Origin of the sequence: Sinorhizobium saheli (genome assembly GCF_001651875.1) — a bacterium.
Lineage (GTDB): Bacteria > Pseudomonadota > Alphaproteobacteria > Rhizobiales > Rhizobiaceae > Sinorhizobium > Sinorhizobium saheli.
The window spans coordinates 26984-49819 of the sequence record NZ_LNQB01000090.1 but is presented as its reverse complement, the minus strand read 5'-3'; the positions used below and the strand labels follow the sequence as shown (position 1 = coordinate 49819).

Here is a 22836-nt window from a genome sequence, read left to right as displayed (position 1 = left end):
ATCAAGGGTTTAGCAGGTTGAACATGTCTTAAGGTCTTCCGTCGTGATCGTCACCGGATGGGCGGGTATGGTGATGTCGTCGAGCCCGAGCAGGGCGCCAAGGATGGGCAGGTCGAAGGTGATGTTGCGCACCTCGAGCCGCATCGTCAGCACCGGCCCGTCCGGCCGGCCCCAATAGCCGAGCCCCGAGCGCTGGTAGGTCACCACGAGGTTCTCCGGCTGGATGCGCCAATTGACGTCATTCATGCCGGGGCGGCCGTTGTTTCCATATACGATGCGGCTCAATGCAGCGGCATCGCATGGGGCGTAGCCGTAGCCGCAGCTCATGGAGAGCGTGGCATCGTTTGGCGTAGCCGTCCCGTTGTTCAGCGGATTGGTAGCGCTGACCGGAAAGGCACCGTCGAAATCGTCGGCATCCACCAGCGGGTCGGAAACTGCCGCGAGCCTGGCGCCGTACTGCAGCGCCTTCACCGTCTGGTTCCATTGCGACATGGCGTAGCCGAACTCGACGAAGGCCGCGAACACGAGGAGCACGATGGGAAACGTGATCAGCGCCTCGGAAAGCGCGATGCCGCTTTCGTCCTCACGGAAAGGTGCAAACAGCCGACCGCCTACCATCCCATGTACCTCTCTTCGTGCGAGGCGCTGATGGTGATCGCATCGATGCCGAGCCAGCCGAACAGCGGAGAGGTTTCGTAGAGGTGCGCCGTTTCGATGGTGAACGTACCATCGGCACCGACCGGATTGACGGTTATGTCGGCAAGCGTCGGTCCCCAGCCCGGTACGCGCAGCGTAGCGCCGGCAGCCGGGCTCTGCGTGCCATAAAAGGCGATCGTCTTCGCGGTCGATTCCGAGCAGGTCGAGGTGTAGGTCGGCGAGGTCGGCCGGCAGCGCGACAGATAACGTCCGGCATCCCGAAGACCCGCGTCGATCTGCATGCGCTCCCAGAGGATATTGCCAAATTCGAGGATGCCTACCGCAAACAGCGTGACGAAAGGCACCGCGATCAGCGCTTCGGCTATCACCGCGCCGTCGTCCTTTGACCAGAAGGCGAAAGCGACACTGCGACGTAGGAAGCTCCTGAGCGCGATCATCGGACCAACTCCGCTTCCTCGCGCAGGAACTCGTCGAGCGTGCCGCGGCCGCCTTGGCCGGTGATGTCCACTGTCTCGAGAACCATCCGGCTGCTATTGCCCGCGGTCAGCACCGGCTGAACGAGGAACATCCGGGCAAAGGCAACCGCCTTCACATCTTCTTTCCGCCCCTTCAGGTTCTGATCGGCGCAATTGATGATTGCGGCGAATATCTCGCGGCGGTTGCCATAGGTGCTGTCGGGGTAGTCTGCGAGATTGTAATTCTTGTGGCACTGCGGGATGCCCGTCTCACCGTTCGGTGCCTTGTCGCCCAAGAGTGAGGGATTGCCGATTTCGTAGTTGTAGACATCGTAAGCGGAGGGCTGCACCCCAGCGGGAGTCGAACCACCCGGATAGCTTGAGGAGTGAGCCGTTATGCTGCCCGTCGGCGCCGCGGGAGGGGTGTAGCTCGGATTGGATTTCAACGGGCTCGGCTTGTTGCCGGAGTGCGAGATGTCCCAGTACAGGTCCAGGTTCCAGTTGTTGCCCGTGGCGATCCGGCCGCCGCCTCCCGGGATATCCTGCATCGTCGCGCCATGACCGAGCGGCACCGCGTCATAGGCATTGGTTGCCTGGGAATAGGACTTGCATACGTTGCCGGACTGATTCTGCGCCATTCGGACGTTCGGCGCCGGTCGATAGAGAGGATTCTTGTCGTTGTTGCTGAAGGAGCCGCCATAGAGGCCGAAACGGGTGTTGACGCCGCTTTCGACCGGACCTTTCATCACGCCCGGTTCGGTCGTGAGATCGTTTTGTTTGTAGCACATGCCGGGCTTGCCGATGGCGAGCGCTTCGGCGAGAGCGCTGGCGCCGTTGTCGCCGACCGCGAGGAACCCGAAATTGCCGGGGCCTGGTGTGCTGCCAGTATCGTTGTCGTTGTGGAACTCGATCTGCCGCCCGTAAAGATTTCCACTGGCGAAATTGGTGTGAAGCAAGTCGGCCGCCGCCTCCGCATCTCCGCCGCCGGGATTTTCGAACGGATTGCAGATATAAATCGGCGTCACATCGCAGGCGCTTGCGCGATAGACCGCCACCGCCTCGGCAGCGACGTTGATCGTGTCGCGGTTGAAGCCGACCGGCACCGGAAAGATCGTCGTCATCGCCTGCGGTTTCGCAACCACCCGGGCGTAGGATGCCTCATTGGGATCGGTCGTCACCATCGACGCGTCGATCGGGTCGTCATCGCTGGCCGGGATTTCCTTGAGATAGGTGACCGTCACCGTACTTCCAGCATCGTTGCCGGCGTCGTAGGTCACGGTAATATACGAGCCGAGCGACATCCCCGTTCCGCCGCCGCCGAAGGCCGCGCTGTTGGCAAGCGCCTCGATCGCCGCATCGGCCCGGTCGATCGCGTCGTCGCGGCCGTCGAGCTCGCGCGCGCCGGCGAGCGCCATGGCGTCGGCGGCGTTCTGCAGGTCGGTGTGGAGATTGCCGGTGCGCCCGACATCGATGACGAGCAGCGAGAAACCGAGCAGGAGCGGCATGGAAATCAGCGTCAATGCAATGACGTAGCCACGTTTGTCGTCCCAGAAGCCCTTGATCGCCTTAAGCAACATTGGCCTGCCCCTCGGATCACGGCGGTCCGTCCGCCGTGAAATGAGCGGGATGAAAACAATGCACGCGGTTTCCCGCCCATCCCGCAAAATCATAAAAAAAGATCACGTCATGATCCCGGGCAAATCAATCCGGGATCATCTCAATACCTGTATTCAAAATGCTTTCCGGCTCAATCGCCCTTATGCAAATACCGTAATCACTGTCCGTTGGCTGGCGGCGTGGCGGTCGGCAGCAGGATCGCCGACGGCGGCGGTGCGCTCGTCTGCCCCCCCCTCTGATAGGTGCTGATCGCACGGTTGACCACCTTGCCGTCACTCAGGATATGCGTGTTCTGCGCCACCCGCGGGAAAGGCTCCTGGATATGGATGCCCTTGTTGGCCTCCACCGCATTGCCGAGCCCGAAGGTGATCGAGTCGCGATGGTTCAGATAATCGGCACAGCCCGAGAGAAGGCCCGCAGCCGCCAGAACCAGGAAGGCGCGCTTATTTCTTGGAAACGACATGCACACCTCCCACGTCGAGATCGAGACGATGGCCATAGGGCCCTTTCACGCCTTCGCCATTGCGGAAGCGCCGGAGCATGTCCTTGTCCACCTCCAGGATGCCGAGCGCGAACAGCTCCACGTCATTGGAGGAACGCGTCTGCTCGAGCGGGCTGTAGAGATCCTCGCCGGGGGCCGACGGGCGCACGATATGCGGCGTCACGATGATGACGAGGTCGGACTCTCGCTTCAGGAAGCTCGTCGAGCGGAACAGGGCGCCGATGACCGGGAGCTGCCCAAGCCCCGGCAATTGCTGGACGTCCTTGGAATTGACCGATTGCAAGAGGCCGGCCATGGCGAAGCTCTGGCCGTCGCGCAGCGCCACCGTGGTCTTCGCCGCACGAGATATGAAGCCGGGATTGCCGTTGACGTTGATCGACGTATCGATCTCCGAAACTTCCGGCTCAATCTTCAGGCTGATGAGCCCGTCATCGAGCACAACCGGCGTGAAGGTCAGCCTGACGCCGAAGGGTCGGTAGTCAGTCTGGGTCGCGACCGTGGCTCCGTTTGCGACCGTGGACTGGATCGGCACTTCGCCGCCGGCATGGAAGCTTGCGGTCTCGCCGCTCATGGCAATGAGGTTCGGCTGCGCCAGCCGGCGCACCAGGCCCTTCTGCTCCAGCGCATTGATGACGACGTCGATCCGTCCGCCGGCAATCGTCAGCACCTTGGCGATCAGCTGCCCGAAGGGCTGCATCCCCGTCGCCGCCCCCGCGGCATCTTCCAGTGTGCGGGCGAGGTTGCCGTCGTCGTCTACGGTGATGCCCTGGCTGGTCGTTGCCTTGCCGATGCCGTTCTTGCCGGAGCCGGACCAGCCGATGCCGAGGTCGCGGCCGGTCTGGCGCGAGGCCTCGATCACCCGCACCTCGAGCATCACCTGCTGCGAATCGCTGACGCGCAGCTGGTTCAACACCGGCTCTTCGGAATAGGACTGGGCAATCTCCACCACGCGCTGCAGCTCGACCGCATCGCGCACCACACCGGTCAGCCGGATGCGATCGTTGGAGTTGAAGACGCGCACCCGCGCCGAGGGCGCTGCGGAGCGAATGGCGGACGCCACCTCGCTGAAGTCGCTGGCGACGCGGACATCGATGACGCCGATCAGCGCCTTGTTGTCGTCATAGACCGAAATATTGGTCGAGCCCGTCTGCTTGCCGCGAATGAAGAGCGACTTATCGGAAAGGGGCACGACGTCGATGAGCTCGGCGCTGCCGATCACCAGGTCGCCGAAAGGCTTGCCGGTCCGGATCGTCAGCGTGTCGTTCGGCGCCAGCGTCACCTGCTGGACGGAGCCGGTGAGGCTCACGAATTTTTCCTGGGCGCCGGCAGGGCCGACCAGACCGGGGGCCCAACTGCCGAAGGCAATCAGTGCCGCGACTGCCGCTGCTAAGGTTCCGGCCCGCGCCACCCCCTTGTTCATTCCCCTCAACATTACCGCTTCAGCCTCCGCTCCTCGTTCAGCCCCAGCGCCCGCGGCAAAGCCGCACCCTTACCTCACTGGATCAACCCGACTCGATGCTCTTCGCGCTTGGTCGTGTTCCAGACGCCCACGGTCGCCCACTTTGGCTCGACAGGCAAGAGTGGTTCTGCCTTTCGCTCCACAATCTGTACCTGTTTTTCGCGAACCGGCTGCTTCATCCGGCTTTCAACGCCGTCAATCCGGTTTCCGAGTTCGTCCCCGACCTTGCGCACGAGCTTCTCGATCGTCTCGAATCGCCCGTCACCGGTATCTTTTGCCAGTTCGCTCGCAATTAAGCCACCACCAAGATCGGCGACCGTAATCGGCCGTGTCTGTTCGACATTGGAGGAGGCAATGTTGCGAAGCGCCAGCGACAGCGTGCCGATCGTCGATCCAAGGGTCAGCCGCTGCGCCTCGTCGGTCGTGACTTCGAAGGTGACCGTCTTGACGACCGAAGGTTCGTCCTTGCGCTCGTCCGCGGTCTGGTCCACGGCCAGAACCTTCACCCCCTGCAACAGCACATCGACATAGGTCTGCTCGCTGTTCTTCTCCTGATTGCGCACGACACGGGTCAGAAGTACGTCGACGCGATCCGACGGGCGCACGAAGCCCGCGACGCCGAGCACGTCATTGACGCGGATGGAAACAGCCTTCATGCCCTGGTCGAGCGCCGCCGACAGCGTCGCCCGCTCGCCGGCGCCGGTGATCTTGGAGGAGAGCACCGGCTCGCCCGGATCGATCGCCTCCATCGCATAGCGCGGCTGGGTATCGTCGCCGACGACCGTCTCGATCGTCTGGAAGGAGCCGTCGGGTCGCTGCTCGGAGGGCCACGGAATCGTTTTCAGGTTTTCCGGACGCACCCGGTCGCCGAAGCGCATGGGCTTGGCGGCGACCACCAGCGTCCTTTGCTCGGATTTCGGTGCGTTCGCGGCCGCAAGCCGCGCCTGCTGATCGGTGAGATAGGTCCTCGTCGCAAAAACCGCGACAGAAGCAAGTAAAGCAGCAATAGCGAGGCTGACGATCGTCGAGGAGCGCATCGCCGATACTCCATACGTAATCGAAAATACTTTTCGACAAATGTTAAAATAATGGAGAGGGGTTAACAAAACCCCTCTCTCTTAACATTCCCCCAATCAGCCGGCGGGAGTCGCGTCATCCAGCACGAGGAACCATCCGCCCCAGTTTGTCCATGCCGTTGCCAGGTTTCCGCCTGCCGTAGTCACTGCGGCAATGACGCCGCCCACGAGAAGCCCGAGAAGCACCAGATATTCGGACAGCGCAACGCCATCTTCTTCCCGCGCGAAAGCGGATACTTTAGACAAAAAAGCTTTCATCGAGAAATACCTCCAAAATATACATGCGCGCCGCAATTTCCCCCGGCTCGCCCGTCATCGAGACCACCTCTTTGACTGTTATAATTAATAGTCCGTTAATGATTACGTCGTCAACTGAAAACATATTGCCATTTTGGGGCTTTACTTTTATGGTTAAAGTTAGAACGTCAGAATAGCTAGTTATAATTGGGAAAAATCATATTTATAGTACCATTCAGGCAATGCTTTTAGGAATCTCATAACCCTTTCGAGCTATAATTATTACAACAATGCTTTTCACTTCGTGACATCCCGTGAAAATTGGCAAATTATGATGGAAAAAATCAACATTATCACCGCCATCGCGACTCTGCTTTTTCTTCATGCCGCCTGGAGCGATTTCCGCTTCTGGAGAATTCCGAATGCCGTCATTCTCGCTCTCGTCGCGGTCTACGCGGTTGGCGCGACGGCCGGGATGCTCGCGGCCGAAGACGTCGGCGCCGCGCTCTTCTCCTCGACCGGCATCGCCGGCGATATCGGCGCCGGCCTCCTCCTCTTCATCCTCGGCTTCGCCCTCTGGTCCTTCCGGCTCTTCGGCGCCGGCGATGCCAAGCTGTTCCTGCCGATCGGCCTCTTTCTCGGCTGGCACGGCATGCTGCCCTTCGCCGTCTTCCTGTTGATCGGAGGAATCGCGACGCTCCTTGCCCTAAAATTACCGATGCCGCTGCAGCTCGCGCATTATTCCGTAGCGATGCGCATCGAGGAGATCCGCTCCACGCGCAAGATCCCCTACGGCGTCATCATGGTCATCGCCGCTCTCACGACCATGACAATGCAGGCCGGCACGGCCTGACGCACAGACATCTGGCAGGCGTGAGCTGACTTCCTTGTAGCGGAGGCTCGTTACTTCGAGCCGCAGGTTCCGCCTTGTGTTCCACGTCCGCAGCGGCGCGGGAGCCCCGCCACCACAATGCCACTCCCGCTTTACATTTCTTCACATTCGCCCCGAACGCTGGAAACGTTGCCCTTCTAGCTTTCCCTCATCGCAGCAGGTGCTGCGGAGTGAAAGGAGACTGACTATGGAAAACGAGGACAGGAACCTGGCGAGCCCGGCGGCGCGCGTACCCGGCGCAAAAGCATGGGGCCGGCGTGCGGCGATCGGCGGCCTTGCGGCCGTCGCGGTGGTCGGCGCGGTCGGCTTTGCGGCCGCGCGCAGCGACGATTTCGGCTTCGGCATGGGTCGTTTCGGCATGGGGGGCCACATGATGCATGCGCATATGGGAGGTGGCTTCATGGAACACCGGATCGGCTCCGTGCTCGACGAGCTCGATGCGACGCCCGAGCAGGAAGACAAGCTCTGGGACATCATCGACAAGGCGCGTACCGAGATCAGGCCGACGTTCCGGGACTTCCGCGAGACGCGCGAAGAGGTTATCGAACTCCTGGGCCGGCCGACCATCGACCGCGCCGCCGCGGAAAAGCTGCGCAGCGAGCGGATCGCGGCGATCGACCAGGCCTCGCAGAAGATGACGACCGCGCTCCTCGACGCCGCCGAAGTGCTGACGCCGGAACAGCGCGCCAAGCTCGTCGAGCATTTGAAGGAGCGCGGCGGCCGCGGCCGGTGGTAAGACTAGAGTCGGCCGCGGTGTTTTCATGACAGCACCGCGCGTCCGGCAGGGCGCGCGGCGCTGGGGCCGGTTGAACGGAGCAGAGGAGCGATGGCGGAACAGGTCCTGATCGTTGACGACGACACGCGTCTCTCCGCCATGCTCGTCGACTATCTCTCCGCAAACGGCTACACGGTCCACAGCGCGGCGACGGCCACCGCCGGCCTCGCCGATCTCGGCCGCCGCGCGCCGGACATCGTGATCCTCGACGTCATGCTGCCGGACCTCGACGGCTTCGAGACCTGCCGGCGGATGCGCGCGGTCTCGGACGTGCCTATCCTGATGCTGACGGCCAAGGGCGAGGAGACGGACCGCATCGTCGGGCTGGAGCTCGGAGCGGACGACTACCTGCCCAAGCCCTTCAACCCGCGCGAACTGCTGGCGCGGCTGAAGGCGATCCTGCGGCGCCGCAACGGCGGCGCGGCGGTGTCGCGGATCCTGCGCTTCGGCCGGCTGGAGATCGATCCGGGGTCCCGCTCGGCAAGGATCGACGGACGCGAATGCGTGCTGACCAGCTACCAGTTAGACCTGCTCGTGACGCTTGCCGAGAGCGCCGGCCGCACGCTCTCGCGCGAGCAGTTGATGGATGCGGTCAAGGGCGAGGAACTGGATGCCTTCGACCGCTCGATCGACGTCCATATCTCGCGCATCCGGGCGGCCATCGAGAGCGATCCCAGGCATCCGCGCCGCATCATCACCGTGCGCGGCGCCGGCTATGTCTTCGCCCGCTTTCAAGATGAAGAAAGATAGAGCATTTTGCAGTCAGGTGGGATCACCTGACGTCGCACAAATGCGGCAAAAACAAACAGATAGAGCGGTTGCATGTCGCCCGAAAGCATGCAGCCGTTTCGCGGCAACGACATGCATGAACAGAGACCTCGATCGATGCGCAGCCGGCTGTTTCTGAAAATCTACCTGACGCTGCTGGCGAGCCTCGCGGCGGTCGCCGTCGCCAGCGCTGCCTTCGTCTGGCTCGGACAGGGCGAGGAGGACCAGGGCTGGCAGAGCCAACGCGCGCGCTTCGTCGCCGCGCTGATCCCGCCGGACATGGACCGGCCGGCCATCGAGGCGACGCTCAAGCGGCTTTCGCGCGCCTTCGAGGCCGACATAGCGGTCTACGATCCGCATGGCAGGCTGATCGCCAGCGCCGGAAGACCGCTCCCGCGCAACGTTCAGGAAGGGCGCTGGCACCACGGCAGGGACAGTTTCCACACCATGGTGACGACCTTGCCCGACGGTCGCTCGGTCACCGCCCGCATGACGCGGCCCTTCCGTCCGGTCGGGCGCAATCCGCTCGCCTACCTCGCCCTGATCGCCGCCGTCATCGGGCTCGCCGCCTATCCGGTGGTGCGCCACCTGACCCGGCGGCTGGAGCGCCTGCGCGCCGGCGTCGACGCCTGGGGGAGAGGCGATTTCGTCGCCCGCGTGCCGGCAGCAGGCAGCGACGAGGTGGCGGCGGTGGCAAAGAGCTTCAACAAGGCCGCCGATCACGTCGAGCGGCTGATCAGGTCCCACCGCGCCCTGCTTGCCAATGCCAGCCACGAGCTGCGCTCGCCGCTTGCGCGCCTGCGCGTCGCCATCGACCTCTATGAGCAGGCGCCGGACGAAAGCCGCAAGGAGGAGATCGTCCGCAATCTCGCCGAGCTGGACGCGCTCGTCGAGGAGATCCTGCTGGCGAGCAGGCTCGACCATGTCGAGAAGCTCGATGCGCCGGAGCCCGTCGACCTGCTCGCCCTGGTCTCGGAGGAAGGCGCGCGCAACGGCGTCGAGGTTTCCGGCACGCCGGCGACCGTCACGGGCGATGCGCGCCTCATAGGGCGGCTCGTCCGCAATCTCATGCAGAACGCGCTGCGCCACGGTCGCCCGCCCGTCACGGCCACGGTCGCGCCGGCGGACGGCAGCGTGGAGCTCCGCGTGAGCGACCACGGCCCGGGCATACCGGAGAGCGAGGGCGACCGTGTTTTCGAGCCGTTCTACCGGCCTTCCGGGCGCGGCGAGGCGGCGGGCGGCTGGGGCCTCGGCCTGGCGCTGGTGCGCCAGATCGCCGAACGCCACGGCGGCAAGGTCCGCTACGAATCCTCGTCCGGCGGCGGCGCCTGTTTCGTCGTGACGCTTCCGGCGCGGGAAGCCGCCCGCAAATGAACTGCGCAGCGGCCGATCGTGCGCGCATGACTCTGCGTTCCCATTCGCTATACTTGGTCGGGCGCCGCGATCGGTGGAAACAGCCGCCATGCGTCGAAAGGGGGCCAGGACGGCCGGGAGCAAGTCATGTGCCGAAACATAAAACCGCTGTTCAATTTCGATCCGCCGGCGACGGACGAGGAAATCCGCGACGCCGCGCTGCAGTTCGTGCGCAAGCTGAGCGGAACGACCAGGCCGGCGAAGCGCAACGAGGCTGCCTTTGACCGCGCCGTCAGTTCGATCGCGGCATGCGCCCGCGAACTGCTCGATTCGCTCGAGACGTCGCAACCGCCGCGCAACCGCGAGGAAGAAGCCGCAAAGGCCCGCGCGAGATCGATGTCCCGCTTTGGCTGATCCGGACATCATTCGTTGATCCCGCTCGCGGCCGCCTGAAACCGGCAGCCGCCTGGCAAGGCGGCAGCGCTACGAGCAAAACGCACAGCAGATTGGTCTCTTTGCACCGTTCCGACGGAGCGATCCGCATCTCATCATTGCGGACACATGCTTCACCGGAGGACGCAAGATGACAATCTACAACATCGCTCTCATCGGGTTTGGCGGCGTCAACCGCGCCTTGGCCGAGCTGATCGCGACGAAGAACCCGCTCTGGGAACGAGACCTCGGCTTCCGCCTGAACATCGTCGCTGTCAGCGACCTCCATCTCGGGTCGGTTATTTCGCCGAACGGCCTCGATGCCAGGACCCTCGTCGAAGCCAACTTCGCCAAAGGCGGCTTCGGCCAGCTCTCCGGGGGCAGCGCGGAAGCCGACAACGAGACGATCATCAAGACCGCGCCTGCCGACATCATCGTCGAAGCGACATTCACGAACCCGAAGGACGGCGAGCCGGCCGTTTCGCACTGCCGCTGGGCCCTGCAGGCCGGCAAGCATGTCGTCACCACCAACAAGGGGCCGGTCGCGATCGCGGCTGCGGAGCTGAAGGCCCTTGCAAGGGCGAACGGCGTTCATTTCGAATATGAGGGCTCCGTCATGAGCGGCACCCCCGTCATCCGCATGGCGGAAAAGACGCTCGCGGGCGCGGAGGTGAAAGGCTTCGAGGGCATCTTGAACGGGACTTCGAACTTCGTCCTCGGCCGCATGGAAGCTGGCCTCGACTTCGCCACGGCGGTCAGGGAAGCCCAGGCACTCGGCTATGCGGAGGCCGACCCGACGGCCGATGTCGAAGGTTTCGACGTTCGCCTGAAGGTCGTGATCCTCGCAAACGAGCTGCTCGGCGCAAGCCTCAGGCCCGAGGAGGTCGCGTGCACGGGCATCTCCGGGCTTTCCCCTTCCGATATCGAAACCGCGGCGACAGCAAATAGCCGTTGGAAGCTGATCGGATCGGCGGTCCGCAATGCCGACGGGACGGTAACGGGCTCCGTTTCTTCGAAGCAGCTTCCCCTCGAGCATCCCCTCGCCAGTGTAAACGGCGCGACCAATGCCATATCGCTCAACACCGAACTGCTCGGCTCCGTCACCATCACCGGCCCTGGCGCCGGCCGGATCGAGACCGCCTATGCGCTGCTGTCCGATATCGTCGCCATCCACAACGCCCGGGCAGCCACCGCCACGAAGGAGGCCGCATGATGCAGAGCCTCGCCCTCAGCAAGATGACGTCCGTGGACGAGATCATTGTCAGCAATCCCTTCGACGGCAGCTTTGTCGGAACGGTTTCCGAGACCAGTCCCGACGGCTTGAACCTGCTGCTTGAGCGCGCCAATCGTGGCGCGCAGGTCGCGCGCCGCCTGCCCCGTCACACGCGCTCGGCAATTCTCGAAAAGGCGGCGGCGACCGTGGAAGCCCGCAAGGAGGAATTTGCACTCCTTATCGTGCGGGAAGCCGGGAAGACAATCACCCAGGCCCGTAAGGAGGCGACGCGGTGCGTCAATACGTTGAAGCTCTCGGCGGACGAAGCCAGGCGGAACGCCGGCGAGGTGATCCCCTTCGATTCCTATGCCGGCTCGGAATCCCGGCAGGGCTGGTTCACCCGCGAGCCGCTCGGCATCATCGCTGCGATCACGCCCTACAATGACCCGCTCAATCTCGTCGCCCACAAGCTCGGCCCCGCGATCGCCGGCGGCAATGCGGTGCTCCTGAAGCCCTCGGAGCTTACGCCTCTGTCGGCCGTCAGACTGGTGGACGTGCTGCTCGAAAGCGGGCTGCCGGAGGAGGTCATCACGGTCGCCGTCGGCGGCGCCGACCTGGGCAGAGCGCTGGTTTCGGCCAGGGACGTTCGGATGATCTCCTTCACCGGCGGTTTTGCGACGGGCGAGGCCATCGCCAAGAGTGCCGGCCTCAAGAAGCTCGCGATGGATCTCGGCGGAAATGCGCCGGTCATCGTCATGGAGGACTGCGATTTTGACGCGGCGGTTGAAGGCTGCGCGTCGGGTGCCTATTGGGCCGCCGGCCAGAACTGCATCGGCACCCAGCGGATCCTTGTCCAGCGCCCGATCTATGAACGGTTCAAGGAAGCCTTCGTCGCTCGTACCGCAAGACTCAAGACCGGCAATCCGATGGAAGCGGACACCGACGTCGGGCCGATGATTTCCGAAAAGGCGGTCGGCCGGGCAGTTGCCATGGTCGAGCGTGCCATCGCCGCCGGCGCGACGCTCCTTTGCGGGCACAAGCGCTCCGGCACGCTCTACCCCCCAACTGTGCTGGAGAACGTACCGGCAACGTGCGACCTGTGGACCGAGGAGGTCTTTGCGCCGATTGTCATCCTGCAGCCGTTCGATGAACTGGACGAGGCGATCCGGCTGGCAAACGGCCCGGAATACAGCCTCCACGCCGGCATCTTCACCAACGATCTGGAGGAGGCTCTCGATGCCGCCCGGCACATCGACGCCGGGGGTGTGATGATCAACGACTCGTCCGACTACCGCTTCGACGCGATGCCCTTTGGCGGCTTCAAATACGGCAGCATGGGACGTGAAGGCGTTCGGTTCGCCTATGAAGACATGACCCAGCCGAAGGTCGTCTGCATCAATCGGCTGAAGCGGTGACAGGCGCCGCTTACGTTCCATCGAGCTGACCGGTCGCGGAAAAGGAGGGCTTGCCGCGTTTACAATGGCTTCGACGGCGAAGCGATTTGCAGACCGGAAGGAAAGAGCCTACCTACCGGAAATCGCCGTGGTAGCTTACCGCTCGGCAACGACCGACATTACAGGCTAATCGACGGGCCCCAACCCCATGAAATATCTTCTCGATCGAACGGACGAACAGATACTGGTCGAATTGAAGGCTAACGCCCGAGTCTCGCACGCGGAGTTGTCGGCGAAGGTGAACCTTTCCCGCAACGCCGTGCGCGTGCGGATCGAACGTCTCGAGCGAGAAGGCTTCATCAAGGGATATACGATCGTCACCGGCGATGGAGGGAGGAGCCAGCACATCACGACCGCGCTGATCTTCGTCTACCGGCACGATCGCATGAGGGGCGGCGACGTCATCCAGGCGCTGCGGAAAATCCCCGAGGTCGTAGCCTGCGACGTCATGACCGGCGACTTCGACCTCCTCGTCAGGGTCGAGTCTCCCGAGGCCGACCGCATCCGGCAGATCTGGCAGCAGATAGCCGAGATGTCCGGCGTGCGCGACACGCTGACCGCCTTTGCTCTCTCCTCTGTAATCCGGAAATAGAGTCCCCGCGAAACCGAGACACTTTGCTCGGCAGGCCGAGGCTATTCCATCCGCTCTCTCATCATCGTCGAACAAGCGCGTAACGGCGGGCCCAGGCATGGACATGCCTGCAAGCCCGCCGATAACGGTTACATCAGTCGCCTCCGCCTCGTTACGAAACTGGCGATAACGTTAGAAGGACGGAGCGGTCGGCATCGCCTACCAGCTTGCGGCGATGTATTTCGTTTCGAGATATTCGAGCATGCCGTGGTGGCTTCCCTCGCGGCCGAGGCCGCTCTGCTTCATGCCGCCGAACGGGGCGGCAGCATCGGAGACGACGCCCCGGTTGATCCCGACCATGCCGCTTTCCAGCCGTCCGGCGACCGCAAGCGCGCGTTTGAGGTCGCTGCTGAACACATAGGACACCAGGCCGTATTCCGTGTCGTTCGCCATCCGGACGACCTCGTCCTCGGTTTCGAATGCGATGACCGGCGCAACCGGCCCGAAGATTTCTTCGCGCAGGATCTCGGCGTCGGGAGAAACGTCGGCGAGTACGGTCGGCGGATAATAGAAGCCGTCGCCGTTCAACCGGCTGCCACCAGTCACCAGTCGGGCTCCCTTGGCGATGGCGTCGTCCACCAGGCGTTCCACCTTGGCGACCGCGGCCTCGGTGATCAGCGGCCCGAGCCGCGTATCCGGAGCCAGTCCTGGTCCGACCTTGAGCGCGGCCATCTCTTCCGCAAACCGCCGCGTGAACTCCGCCAGGATCCCCTTCTGCACATAGAAACGGTTCGCAGCCGTGCATGCCTCGCCGCCGTTGCGCATCTTGGCAACCATTGCCCCGGCGACGGCGGTCTCGAGGTCGGCATCGTCGAATACGACGAAGGGCGCATTGCCGCCGAGTTCCATCGAGCAACTGACGACCTGGTCCGCAGCCTCGCGCAGCAGTGTCCGGCCGACGCCTGTCGAGCCGGTAAAGGACAGCTTCCGTACCCGCTTGTCATGCAGCATGGCGCTGACCACGGGTCCGGCTTTCTTCGTTGTCACGATGTTGACCACGCCGGCCGGAACGCCTGCCTGCCGCATGATTTCGCCGATCGCCAGCGCCGTCAGCGGGGTCTCCGCTGCGGGCTTCAGGATGCATGTGCAGCCCGCGGCCAATGCGGGAGCGATCTTTCGGGTCGCCATCGCTGCCGGGAAGTTCCAGGGCGTTACCAATACGGCGATACCAATTGGCTCATGGTTCACGATGATATGATTGGCGCCGGCCGGGGCAGGTCCGAATTCCCCTGGCGCCCTTACGGCTTCTTCGGCGTACCAGCGGAAAAACTCGGCCGCGTAGGCGACCTCCGATCTGGCGTCCGCGAGCGCCTTGCCGTTTTCCACTGTGATCAATTGTGCCAGCCATTCGGCCTTTTCGAGCACAAGCTGAAAGCACTTCATCAAAACGTCCGAGCGACGCCGTGGCGAAGTTGCCTTCCAGGCCGCAAAGGCCTTTTCCGCCGCGTCGACCGCAGATATCCCATCGGCGATGTCGCCATCGGATACGCTGGCGATCACTTCTCCGGTCGCGGGATCGGCCACTGCAAAGGTGCGGCCGTCGCTTGCAGGGACCCATTCGCCGCCGATGAACAATTGCGTCGGAGCGTCGCGAACGACGTCAGCCGAGGCCGGGAAGGCAAACGGGGTTGTTTGTTGCGCGGTATTTGTTTTCACGTCCATCACCATTTGCTACCAATCAGGTTTGACACGCGATCAATATAAGATTGGTATCGACATTGGTGTCAATATAGATCAAATTGGTTGCAGCAATAATTTGCGAAGCTCGTGAACGTGCTATCCCGCGAAGGTCCGGCGCACGGCATCCGATCGATACGCTTCCCGTAGGACAAGCTGGCTCTCAAATGCGGCAAGAACAAAAAGATAGAGCGGCGGCGCGAACGCATGTGGGCGCATCCCGCTCTAAATGTCGAACAGGTTCGTCAGCGGCATGTGGTACTTCGTGATCGGAGATTTGAGCACGACGAAACTGAAGTATTTCTCGATGCCGATGTCCATTTCCAGCAGCCGTTCCATGAGCGACTGGTATTCTCCAATGCTGCTCGCCACGAACTTGACGAGATAGTCGTAGTCGCCCGAAACGACGTGGCATTCGATGACTTGCTCTATATTCTGGATGGCAGACATGAAGCGGGCGATGTCGGCCTGGCGATGGTTCCTCAGGGTTATCTCGGTAAAGACAGTGAGAACCTGGCCGAGCTTTCCCATGTTGATCATCGCGGAATAACCGCCGATATAGCCTTCCGCCTGCAGCTTCTTCACGCGCACGAGGCAAGGGGTCACGGACAGGTTGACGAGCTCGGCGAGCTCGACATAGGTGATGCGCCCGTTCTTCTGGAGCTCGGAGAGGATCTTGACGTCGATTCTGTCCAGTTTCATGTGCGCCCACCCGGTTGCTGCCACGACCTTTGCATGCGGTTGGCGTCTCGTCGCGGGACGAGGCTCGGTGAGATACTCCCTGGGTCGGCCTCGAGGCTTACCGGCGGGCGCGGAACAGAGCGATGCGGTCCTGCATCCGATAGGCCTGGATGATCGCAGGCATGAACCAGGGATTGCCACGGTAAAAAGGGATGAACGCAGGCGGACGGAAATCGAAGGCCGTGCGCGCCTGCTCGCCATGTCCCATGAGCTTGTGCGCCGCCCGCATCCCGATCCATGGCGCCCAGACCACGCCCGAGCCGCAGAAACCGGTCGCGTAGACGACGCCGTGCTTCTCGAAGATGCGGGGCAGCATGTCGCGGTGCATCGCCACATTGCCAAACCAGGTGTGCGAAAGGCGAACGTTCTCCAGTTCCGGGAAAAGGTTCACCAGGCCCCGGCGCAGAAACAGCTTCGGCGCGGCGGGATCGCCGGCGCGGGAGCTGTCGCGCCCGCCCAGCAGGATGCGCTTGCCGTCGGGCGTCGGGCGGTAATAGAAGCCAAGCTGCCTGCCCTCGATCATCATCATCCGCTTCGGCATCAACCGGTCCATCACCTCCGGCGCGAGCTCCTCGGTGACGATGATGCGGCTGCGCACCGGGACCAGCCGGCGGCGCAAGAAGGGAACCGCGCCATCGGTATAGCCGTTCGTGCAGACCAGAACCTGCCGGGCCTGCACGGTGCCGGCGTCAGTCACGACGCGGAACCCGGAGCCATCCTTCTCTACCCCGGTCACGCGGGTACCTGCATGGACCGTCAGTCCCGAAGCAAGCGCCACGCGCAGGAGCTCGGCGTGGAACTTGGCCGGGTGCAGCCCGCCAATATCCATCCGCGCCATGCCGCCGCGATAGAAATCCGTGCCGATGAAGTTGCGCTGCTCGGCATAAGGCACCGCATAGGCCTCGATCCCCAGTCGCTTCGCCAGCACTTCGGCGCTCCGGGCCGTCTTCTCGTAATCGTCGTATCCGACTACGCCCTTGAACTGGCCGACGAGCTGGAAGTCGCAATCGAGACCCTCGGTCCTGATGAAGTCGTAAAGGAATTCGCGGGCGACCTTGCCCTCCGCCTCGATTGCAATGGCCTTCTGTTCGCCGAAGCGTCGCGTGATCGTCGCATAATCCGGCCGAATGCTTCCGCTCGTGATTCCGCCGTTGCGCGTCGAGGCCCCCTCGCCCGGGTTCATCGCATCGAAGGCCGCGACCGAACGGCCTTCGCGCGCCAGAACGAGACCCGCCGATAGCCCGGTGTATCCGGCGCCGATGATCGCCACGTCGAGCTTCTTGGCCAGCGGCTGCCGCGGCAGCGGTTTGACGGGTGCCTCCTCCCACCAGTAGGGGGTGTTCTTGTCTGCGATTTGTGCGTTTTCCATGGGGCGGACTTCTCGTTGCGTTTGGCAAAGGCTTTCTAGAGCGGCATGCACTCACATGCGTTCGCGCCACCGCTCATCGGCGCACGCCCTTCCCTCAGCCGTGATCCCCGCGAACGTCGAGCGCATCCCTGAGCCCGTCGCCGATGAAGTTGAAGCTGGTGACGGCGATGGTAATGGCGGCGCCGGGAATGATCGCCAGCCACGGTGCGGTGCCGAGATACTGCTGCGCGCCGTTCAGCATGTTGCCCCAGCTCGGCAGCGGCGGCTGAATTCCATAGCCGAGGAAGCTGATATAGGCCTCCATGAGGATGGCGCGGGCGACGGTGAGCGTGGCGGCGACGATGATCGGGCCGATCGCATTGGGAAGGATCTCGCGGAACATGATGTGGGTTCCGCTCAACCCCAGCATGCGACCGGCCTGGACGAATTCGCGCTCGCGAAGGGAGCGGACCTCGGCCTCGACGATCCGGGCAACCTCCATCCAGCTGGTGGCGGCGATGACGACGGTAATCATCATCGGGCTGGGCTTCAGCGCCGCGGAAAGCGCCAGCACCAGGAAGATCGACGGAAACGACAGGAAGCCATCCACCGTGCGCATCAGCGTCGTGCCGAGCCAGCCGCCGCGGTAGCCCGCGAGGACGCCGACGAGGGTGCCGATCAGCGTCGACAACAGCATGGCGGAGAAGCCGACCAGCAGGGAGATCCGTCCCGCCATGAAGAGCCGCGCTGCCAGGTCCCGGCCCAAGGGATCGGTGCCCAGATAATGATGGCCGGTCAAGGGCGGGGCGAAGCGGGCGCGCAGGTCGATATAGAGTGAATCATAGGGCAGCAGGTACGGGCCCAGGACGCAAGCCAGCGTCAGCACGGCGATCATCACCATCCCGATGAGGGCCAGATGGTGGTTCATGAAGCGGTGTGCCGTTCGGCTGTTCCACCAACGCTCCTGGCGTGAATTTGCGACAATGGCGGTCATAATGGTGGCCTCCTGTTGAGCGTCCATGAGGCGTTCAGCTCAGACGGATACGGGGATCGATGATGGCGACGACGATGTCGGCGATCAGGTTGCACAAGACGACGAGTATTGCCGAGAACATCAAGAGCCCCATCACCACCGGGTAGTCGCTGTAGCCGAGACTGTCGAGGAACAGCCGGCCCATTCCCGGCCAGGTAAACACCGTCTCGGTGACCAGAGCCCCCGTGAGCACGCTGGGTAGCTGCATTCCCGCGAGCGTGATCATCGGCAGCAGCGCATTGCCGACGACATGCTTCATCAGGATCCGGCGCTCGCTCAGGCCCTTGGCGCGCGCTGTCTTGACGAAGTCCTGGCTGATGACGTCGAGCGTCGCCGTGCGCATGTAGCGGCTCCAGATGGCGACATGGACCAGCGCCAGCACGATGCTCGGCAGGATAAGATGATGGATATGGTTCAGCACCGAGCCGTCGCCGATCGTGTACATGTTGCCGGCCGGCAGCCAGCCGAGGCGCAGCGAAAAGACGTAGATGCCGACAAGGCCGAACCAGAAGGTCGGGATCGACAACGCCACCATCGCACCGACCGTCGCCAGATAGTCGAAGACAGAGTAGCGGTGCGTGGCGCCGCGGATGCCGATCCAGGTGCCGATGGCGATGGCGATGACGGTGGAGGACCCCATCAACAGCAGCGTTGCAACGAGGTGACGGCCGATCACGTCGAGTACCGGGGTGCCGTCGCGGAAGGAGTGGCCCCAGTCGCCCTGTACGAGGCGCCAGGCCCAGTCCAGATATTGCAGCCACAGCGGACGGTTGAGCCCCAGTTGCTCCTTCAGGCGATTGAGATCGTCCTGAGTCATGCTGGGATCGAGACCGAATTGCGCCAGGGGGCCACCCGGAATGAGGTTGAGGACGACGAACCCGATGACCGAAACGATCAGGAGCAGGACGAGGCTTTGTGAAAGGCGATTGAGCAGGAAGCCGCGCATTGGCTCTCCTCCTTCATGACAGCGTCAATGAATGGCCGCCGCCGCAAGGGGCGGCGGCGGCAAGCGTAGGTCAGCTCTGCCAACGCCAGGTCGCGGCCTGCCAGGAGGCCGTGCGGGTGTTGGCGTTGGGGGCGAAGCCATCGAGCCCCTCCTTGCGCCCGACAACATTGGTTGGGGCAAACAGCGGCAGGAACGGCAGGTCCTCACGGACGATCTCCTGCACACGGTTGTAGATCTCGCGGCGTGCCTCCGGATCGAAGGTCTGGGCACCTTTTTCGAGCAGCGCATCGACTTCCGGATTGGAGTATTGGCCGGTGTTCGAGCCCTTCCCGCCCTTGGCAGCAATTGCGCTGGTAGCGAGGCGGTTGGTGGCGTCCGGATCCGCCGCAATGAGATAGGTGACACCGGCGATCGCCGAGTCGAATTGCGACTTGAGCCAGAATTCGCCCCACATGACGGCCGCCGGCAGGTTCGAAATGGTCATCTCGACGCCGATTTCCGCGAATGTCTGTTGCAGGAACTGCTGCACCTGCTCGCGCAGATTGTTGCCCGACGTCGTCGCATTGGCGAAGGACAGCCGCACTCCGTCCTTCTGACGGATCCCGTCCGGCCCCGGCACCCAGCCAGCCTCGTCGAGGATCTTGCGCGCCTGGTCGAGATTGAACTCCTGCGCCGGCAGGTTCGGATTGTAATAGTAGGACTCCCTCGGCATGAACGTCTCGGTGAGCGTGCCGACGCCGTAGTAGATCGCGTCGATGATCGCCTTCCTGTCAATTGCGGCATAGAGCGCCTTGCGCACCGCCGGGTCCTTGAATTGCGGCTTCTCGAGATTGAGATAGATCGATTCGAGCGATGCACCCGGCTCCAGGGTCACCACCCGCTCCGGCAATGCCCTGGCTTCCTCGTAGTGGTCGGCGGTTATGTATGCCTGGTCTGTGAGGTCGATGTCGCCGCTCTTGAACTGGGTGTAGAGCACCGTCATGTCGGGAATGTATTTGAAGACGAGCCGCTCGATATAGGGGCCGTCGCCGAAATATTGCGGGTTCGCGACGAGTTCGAGATGGTCGCCGGCGACGCGCTGCGCCCACTTGAAGGCGCCGGTGCCGACCGGCGCCTGGTTGAAGGCGGACGCGTTGGGATCGGCCTCCTTCTCGAGAATGTGCTTGGGCACCATGAAGGTTTCGGCGAGGAACGACAGGTAGGGAGCGAAAGCCTTCTCCATGCGCCAGGTGATCTCGGTCGGCGAGACCACCGTGATGTCACGCACCAGCGAATGCCCACCCGTGCGCCAGGCGCGGAAGTTCGGGTTGGTGATGAGCTCGAGAGTGAACTTGACATCCTCGGCGGTGAAGGGCTCGCCGTCGTGCCAGCGGACGTCGTCACGCAGGCGGATGCGCCAGTTCAGGCCGTCCTCCGAAATGCCGCCATTCTTCTGCGTGGGCACTTCGGCCGCGAGATTGGGCTGCAGAACACCCTTCGGATCCATGCGGAAGAGGGCATCGAAGACGGAGAAATGGACCGCGTCGTCCACCTCGATATGCGCCATCAGCGGATGGAAGACGGTGGGTTCCTGCGAAAGCCCGACGACGACGCGGCCGGTCGGGTTGGCGGTATCGGCAAAGGCGGGCTTGCCGAGCAGGTTGGGCGCGGCAAAGCAGGCAATGCCGCCCGCTGCCATCAAGCGTAACGCATCGCGTCGCGAATACGTCGATTTGGTCGTCTTGTCTTCAGTCATGATGTCTCCTCCCTAGTGACAAAATGAAATCGGCGGCACTTGGAGCGGATGCGCTCACATGCGTTCGCGCCACCGCTCTACCTCTCTGTTTTTGCCGCATTTGTGCATGCGTCAGGTGATTCCGCCTGACTGCAAAATGCTCTAATCGTTCGCAGCAGCCGCCCGTGCGCTCCGCGGCCGCTCGCCGGGGATCGCCGCAACCAGCTCGCGCGTGTAGGCGGATTGCGGGTCCAGAAAGATTTGAGACGGCGGCCCGTGTTCGACGATCCGCCCCCGTTGCATCACCGCGATTTCGTCGCAGATCTGGCTGGCAACGCGCAGATCGTGGGTGATGAAGATCATCGACACGCCGGTTTCCCGCTGGATCTGGTCGAGCAGCTTGAGGATCTGGGCCTGGATCGACACGTCGAGCGCGGAGACCGCCTCGTCGGCAATCAGCAGCCTGGGCTTGAACATCAAGGCCCGGGCGATGCCGATGCGCTGGCGTTGCCCGCCGGAAAACTCATGCGGATAGCGCCCAAAGGCGCCGGCATCGAGGCCGACATGAGCGAGCAAGGCTCGCGCCTCCTCGCGTGCCTGGTGATACGGCATGCCGTGTGCGACGGGACCGACGGTCAGGATCTGGCCGATGGTCGAACGCGGGTTCAGCGACGCGAAGGGATCCTGGAAGATCATCTGGATCTGCGGCCGCAGCGGACGAAACTCGGATTCCGGAAGCTTGGCGATGTCGCGGCCGTCAAAGTGAATCCGACCGGCATCGCTGTCCTGCAGCTTGATCAGAAGCCGACCCAGCGATGATTTGCCGGAACCGCTTTCACCGACGATGCCGAGCGTGCGCCCTGCAGCGAGCTCGAAGGAAACATCCTTGACCGCAGGCACGACGCGCTGGCTGCCGAACAGGGTGCTGCCGCTGCGATAGGTCTTGGCGAGCCCCTCGACCTTCAGGATCGTCTCCTTGCCCGCCTTCTCCTGGGGCGCACGATCCTTTCCGGTGAGGTGCGGGACCGCGGCGATCAGGCGCTGGGTATAGGGATGGGTGGGGGATTTCAGCACCTGCTCGGCGCTGCCCTGCTCGACGACGCGACCTTTCTCCATCACCACGACGCTGTCGGCGATCTCGGCCACGACGCCGAAGTCATGGGTGATGAACATCACGCTCATGCCCTTGCGGCGCTGAATGTCCCGGATCAGCTTCAGGATCTGCGCCTGCGTGGTGACGTCGAGCGCCGTGGTCGGTTCGTCGGCGATCAGGACCGTGGGTTCGAGCGCAAGCGCCATGGCGATCATCACGCGCTGGCGTTGGCCGCCCGACAGCCGAAACGGATACTGGTGGTACATGAGCTCCGGATCGGGTAGCCCGACTTCCGTGAGCAACTCCAGGGCGCGACTGCGCCGCGACGCCTTGGTGCCGACACCATGGGCCGTCAGGACTTCGGTGATCTGCTCGCCGACCGTCATCAGCGGGTTCAGCGCCGAGAGGGGATCCTGGAAGATCATCGACACGACGCGGCCGCGCAAGCCCCGCAGCACCTGTGGCGACGCGCCGATGATGGCCGCGCCGTCGAGATGAATGGCACCGGACGAGACGGAGATCAGCTTCGGCAGAAGCCCCATGATGGTGTTTGCCGTGACCGACTTGCCCGAGCCGGACTCGCCGATGATGCACAGGATCTGACCCCGCTTGAGATCGAACGAGATGTTCTCGACGGCGTGAGCCCGTTCCATGCCTTCCGGCAGGTCGACGGTCAGGCCGCGCACCGAAAGCGCTGCCTTCTCTACGGCTGAAGCCTGAATGCTGGCGGCCATCGAATTCCTCCCTCTTCGAGCGCGCTGGT

The 22836-nt window shown here is 63.2% G+C and carries 22 protein-coding genes; 8 read left to right on the top strand and 14 right to left on the bottom strand.

Annotated elements, in window-relative coordinates:
- Window positions 1-9 precede the first annotated feature (9 nt).
- From ATB98_RS23310 to ATB98_RS28275, 7 genes are all read right to left on the bottom strand, one after another.
- Window positions 10-618 carry a TadE/TadG family type IV pilus assembly protein gene (locus tag ATB98_RS23310; protein ID WP_066877993.1) on the bottom strand — a complete coding sequence of 203 codons (609 nt, stop codon included), beginning with the start codon at window positions 616-618 and terminating at the stop codon, window positions 10-12.
- A complete protein-coding gene (locus ATB98_RS23305) occupies window positions 612-1094 on the bottom strand; it encodes a TadE/TadG family type IV pilus assembly protein (RefSeq protein WP_066877991.1) in 483 nt (160 codons plus the stop codon). Before ATB98_RS23305 ends, ATB98_RS23310 begins: the two co-directional genes overlap by 7 nt.
- Window positions 1091-2689, bottom strand: coding sequence for a pilus assembly protein TadG-related protein (locus tag ATB98_RS23300; RefSeq protein ID WP_066877989.1), 1599 nt, complete (start codon window positions 2687-2689; stop codon window positions 1091-1093). The genes ATB98_RS23305 and ATB98_RS23300 overlap by 4 nt, the downstream gene beginning before the upstream one ends.
- A gap of 197 nt (window positions 2690-2886) precedes the next feature.
- A complete protein-coding gene (locus ATB98_RS23295) occupies window positions 2887-3192 on the bottom strand; it encodes a pilus assembly protein (protein WP_066877983.1) in 306 nt (101 codons plus the stop codon).
- Complete coding sequence (locus tag ATB98_RS23290; protein ID WP_066877982.1) at window positions 3173-4663, bottom strand: type II and III secretion system protein family protein; 1491 nt, start codon at window positions 4661-4663, stop codon at window positions 3173-3175. The genes ATB98_RS23295 and ATB98_RS23290 overlap by 20 nt, the downstream gene beginning before the upstream one ends.
- A 62-nt stretch (window positions 4664-4725) precedes the next feature.
- Complete coding sequence (gene cpaB, locus ATB98_RS23285; protein ID WP_066877980.1) at window positions 4726-5727, bottom strand: Flp pilus assembly protein CpaB; 1002 nt, start codon at window positions 5725-5727, stop codon at window positions 4726-4728.
- Between the two features lie 96 nt (window positions 5728-5823).
- A complete protein-coding gene (locus ATB98_RS28275; protein ID WP_084435736.1) occupies window positions 5824-6024 on the bottom strand; it encodes a hypothetical protein in 201 nt (66 codons plus the stop codon).
- Window positions 6025-6334: 310 nt separating this feature from the next.
- Here ATB98_RS28275 and ATB98_RS23280 point away from each other — a divergent pair, with 310 nt between their 5' ends.
- The 8 genes from ATB98_RS23280 to ATB98_RS23245 all read left to right on the top strand — a co-directional run bounded on the left by ATB98_RS23280 (window position 6335) and on the right by ATB98_RS23245 (window position 13482).
- Window positions 6335-6856, top strand: coding sequence for a prepilin peptidase (locus tag ATB98_RS23280; protein ID WP_066877978.1), 522 nt, complete (start codon window positions 6335-6337; stop codon window positions 6854-6856).
- A gap of 226 nt (window positions 6857-7082) precedes the next feature.
- Window positions 7083-7631, top strand: a complete 549-nt coding sequence (locus ATB98_RS23275; RefSeq protein WP_066877976.1) for a Spy/CpxP family protein refolding chaperone — start codon at window positions 7083-7085, stop codon at window positions 7629-7631.
- 90 nt (window positions 7632-7721) lie between these two features.
- Window positions 7722-8420 (top strand): response regulator, encoded by a 699-nt coding sequence (locus tag ATB98_RS23270; protein WP_066877973.1) that lies wholly within the window; start codon window positions 7722-7724, stop codon window positions 8418-8420.
- Window positions 8421-8555: 135 nt separating this feature from the next.
- The gene (locus tag ATB98_RS23265) at window positions 8556-9812 is read left to right on the top strand and encodes a sensor histidine kinase (protein ID WP_066878008.1); all 1257 of its coding nucleotides are present in this window, start codon (window positions 8556-8558) and stop codon (window positions 9810-9812) included.
- A 126-nt stretch (window positions 9813-9938) separates the two neighbouring features.
- Window positions 9939-10205: a DUF2277 domain-containing protein gene (locus ATB98_RS23260; protein WP_066877971.1), complete on the top strand. Its 267-nt coding sequence runs from the start codon at window positions 9939-9941 to the stop codon at window positions 10203-10205.
- 169 nt (window positions 10206-10374) lie between these two features.
- Window positions 10375-11436, top strand: coding sequence for a homoserine dehydrogenase (locus ATB98_RS23255; protein WP_066877970.1), 1062 nt, complete (start codon window positions 10375-10377; stop codon window positions 11434-11436).
- A complete protein-coding gene (locus ATB98_RS23250; protein WP_153435762.1) occupies window positions 11436-12851 on the top strand; it encodes an aldehyde dehydrogenase family protein in 1416 nt (471 codons plus the stop codon). The genes ATB98_RS23255 and ATB98_RS23250 overlap by 1 nt, the downstream gene beginning before the upstream one ends.
- Before the next feature lie 187 nt (window positions 12852-13038).
- The gene (locus ATB98_RS23245; RefSeq protein ID WP_066877967.1) at window positions 13039-13482 is read left to right on the top strand and encodes an Lrp/AsnC family transcriptional regulator; all 444 of its coding nucleotides are present in this window, start codon (window positions 13039-13041) and stop codon (window positions 13480-13482) included.
- A gap of 198 nt (window positions 13483-13680) precedes the next feature.
- Here the strand turns inward: ATB98_RS23245 and ATB98_RS23240 are convergent, their stop codons facing one another.
- The 7 genes from ATB98_RS23240 to ATB98_RS23210 all read right to left on the bottom strand — a co-directional run bounded on the left by ATB98_RS23240 (window position 13681) and on the right by ATB98_RS23210 (window position 22807).
- On the bottom strand, window positions 13681-15189 hold the full coding sequence (locus tag ATB98_RS23240) for an NAD-dependent succinate-semialdehyde dehydrogenase (protein ID WP_066877965.1): 1509 nt from the start codon (window positions 15187-15189) through the stop codon (window positions 13681-13683).
- 234 nt (window positions 15190-15423) lie between these two features.
- Window positions 15424-15900, bottom strand: a complete 477-nt coding sequence (locus tag ATB98_RS23235) for an Lrp/AsnC family transcriptional regulator (protein WP_066877964.1) — start codon at window positions 15898-15900, stop codon at window positions 15424-15426.
- Window positions 15901-15997: 97 nt separating this feature from the next.
- Window positions 15998-17308: an NAD(P)/FAD-dependent oxidoreductase gene (locus tag ATB98_RS23230; RefSeq protein ID WP_066877962.1), complete on the bottom strand. Its 1311-nt coding sequence runs from the start codon at window positions 17306-17308 to the stop codon at window positions 15998-16000.
- A 94-nt stretch (window positions 17309-17402) separates the two neighbouring features.
- Window positions 17403-18281 carry an ABC transporter permease gene (locus ATB98_RS23225; protein WP_066877960.1) on the bottom strand — a complete coding sequence of 293 codons (879 nt, stop codon included), beginning with the start codon at window positions 18279-18281 and terminating at the stop codon, window positions 17403-17405.
- Window positions 18282-18315: 34 nt separating this feature from the next.
- On the bottom strand, window positions 18316-19266 hold the full coding sequence (locus ATB98_RS23220; RefSeq protein ID WP_066877958.1) for an ABC transporter permease: 951 nt from the start codon (window positions 19264-19266) through the stop codon (window positions 18316-18318).
- A 70-nt stretch (window positions 19267-19336) separates the two neighbouring features.
- Entirely contained in the window at window positions 19337-21001 is a 1665-nt protein-coding gene (locus tag ATB98_RS23215; protein ID WP_066877956.1) for a peptide ABC transporter substrate-binding protein, read from the bottom strand.
- 141 nt (window positions 21002-21142) lie between these two features.
- Complete coding sequence (locus ATB98_RS23210; RefSeq protein WP_066877954.1) at window positions 21143-22807, bottom strand: ABC transporter ATP-binding protein; 1665 nt, start codon at window positions 22805-22807, stop codon at window positions 21143-21145.
- Window positions 22808-22836: the final 29 nt, after the last annotated feature.

Bases quoted from the DNA above. Each gene is read 5' to 3' on its own strand.
- ATB98_RS23310 (WP_066877993.1), bottom strand. From the start codon at position 618: ATGGTAGGCGGTCGGCTGTTTGCACCTTTCCGTGAGGACGAAAGCGGC.
- ATB98_RS23305 (WP_066877991.1), bottom strand. From the start codon at position 1,094: ATGATCGCGCTCAGGAGCTTCCTACGTCGCAGTGTCGCTTTCGCCTTC.
- ATB98_RS23300 (WP_066877989.1), bottom strand. From the start codon at position 2,689: ATGTTGCTTAAGGCGATCAAGGGCTTCTGGGACGACAAACGTGGCTAC.
- ATB98_RS23295 (WP_066877983.1), bottom strand. From the start codon at position 3,192: ATGTCGTTTCCAAGAAATAAGCGCGCCTTCCTGGTTCTGGCGGCTGCG.
- ATB98_RS23290 (WP_066877982.1), bottom strand. From the start codon at position 4,663: ATGTTGAGGGGAATGAACAAGGGGGTGGCGCGGGCCGGAACCTTAGCA.
- cpaB (WP_066877980.1), bottom strand. From the start codon at position 5,727: ATGCGCTCCTCGACGATCGTCAGCCTCGCTATTGCTGCTTTACTTGCT.
- ATB98_RS28275 (WP_084435736.1), bottom strand. From the start codon at position 6,024: ATGAAAGCTTTTTTGTCTAAAGTATCCGCTTTCGCGCGGGAAGAAGAT.
- ATB98_RS23280 (WP_066877978.1), top strand. From the start codon at position 6,335: ATGATGGAAAAAATCAACATTATCACCGCCATCGCGACTCTGCTTTTT.
- ATB98_RS23275 (WP_066877976.1), top strand. From the start codon at position 7,083: ATGGAAAACGAGGACAGGAACCTGGCGAGCCCGGCGGCGCGCGTACCC.
- ATB98_RS23270 (WP_066877973.1), top strand. From the start codon at position 7,722: ATGGCGGAACAGGTCCTGATCGTTGACGACGACACGCGTCTCTCCGCC.
- ATB98_RS23265 (WP_066878008.1), top strand. From the start codon at position 8,556: ATGCGCAGCCGGCTGTTTCTGAAAATCTACCTGACGCTGCTGGCGAGC.
- ATB98_RS23260 (WP_066877971.1), top strand. From the start codon at position 9,939: ATGTGCCGAAACATAAAACCGCTGTTCAATTTCGATCCGCCGGCGACG.
- ATB98_RS23255 (WP_066877970.1), top strand. From the start codon at position 10,375: ATGACAATCTACAACATCGCTCTCATCGGGTTTGGCGGCGTCAACCGC.
- ATB98_RS23250 (WP_153435762.1), top strand. From the start codon at position 11,436: ATGCAGAGCCTCGCCCTCAGCAAGATGACGTCCGTGGACGAGATCATT.
- ATB98_RS23245 (WP_066877967.1), top strand. From the start codon at position 13,039: ATGAAATATCTTCTCGATCGAACGGACGAACAGATACTGGTCGAATTG.
- ATB98_RS23240 (WP_066877965.1), bottom strand. From the start codon at position 15,189: ATGGTGATGGACGTGAAAACAAATACCGCGCAACAAACAACCCCGTTT.
- ATB98_RS23235 (WP_066877964.1), bottom strand. From the start codon at position 15,900: ATGAAACTGGACAGAATCGACGTCAAGATCCTCTCCGAGCTCCAGAAG.
- ATB98_RS23230 (WP_066877962.1), bottom strand. From the start codon at position 17,308: ATGGAAAACGCACAAATCGCAGACAAGAACACCCCCTACTGGTGGGAG.
- ATB98_RS23225 (WP_066877960.1), bottom strand. From the start codon at position 18,281: ATGACCGCCATTGTCGCAAATTCACGCCAGGAGCGTTGGTGGAACAGC.
- ATB98_RS23220 (WP_066877958.1), bottom strand. From the start codon at position 19,266: ATGCGCGGCTTCCTGCTCAATCGCCTTTCACAAAGCCTCGTCCTGCTC.
- ATB98_RS23215 (WP_066877956.1), bottom strand. From the start codon at position 21,001: ATGACTGAAGACAAGACGACCAAATCGACGTATTCGCGACGCGATGCG.
- ATB98_RS23210 (WP_066877954.1), bottom strand. From the start codon at position 22,807: ATGGCCGCCAGCATTCAGGCTTCAGCCGTAGAGAAGGCAGCGCTTTCG.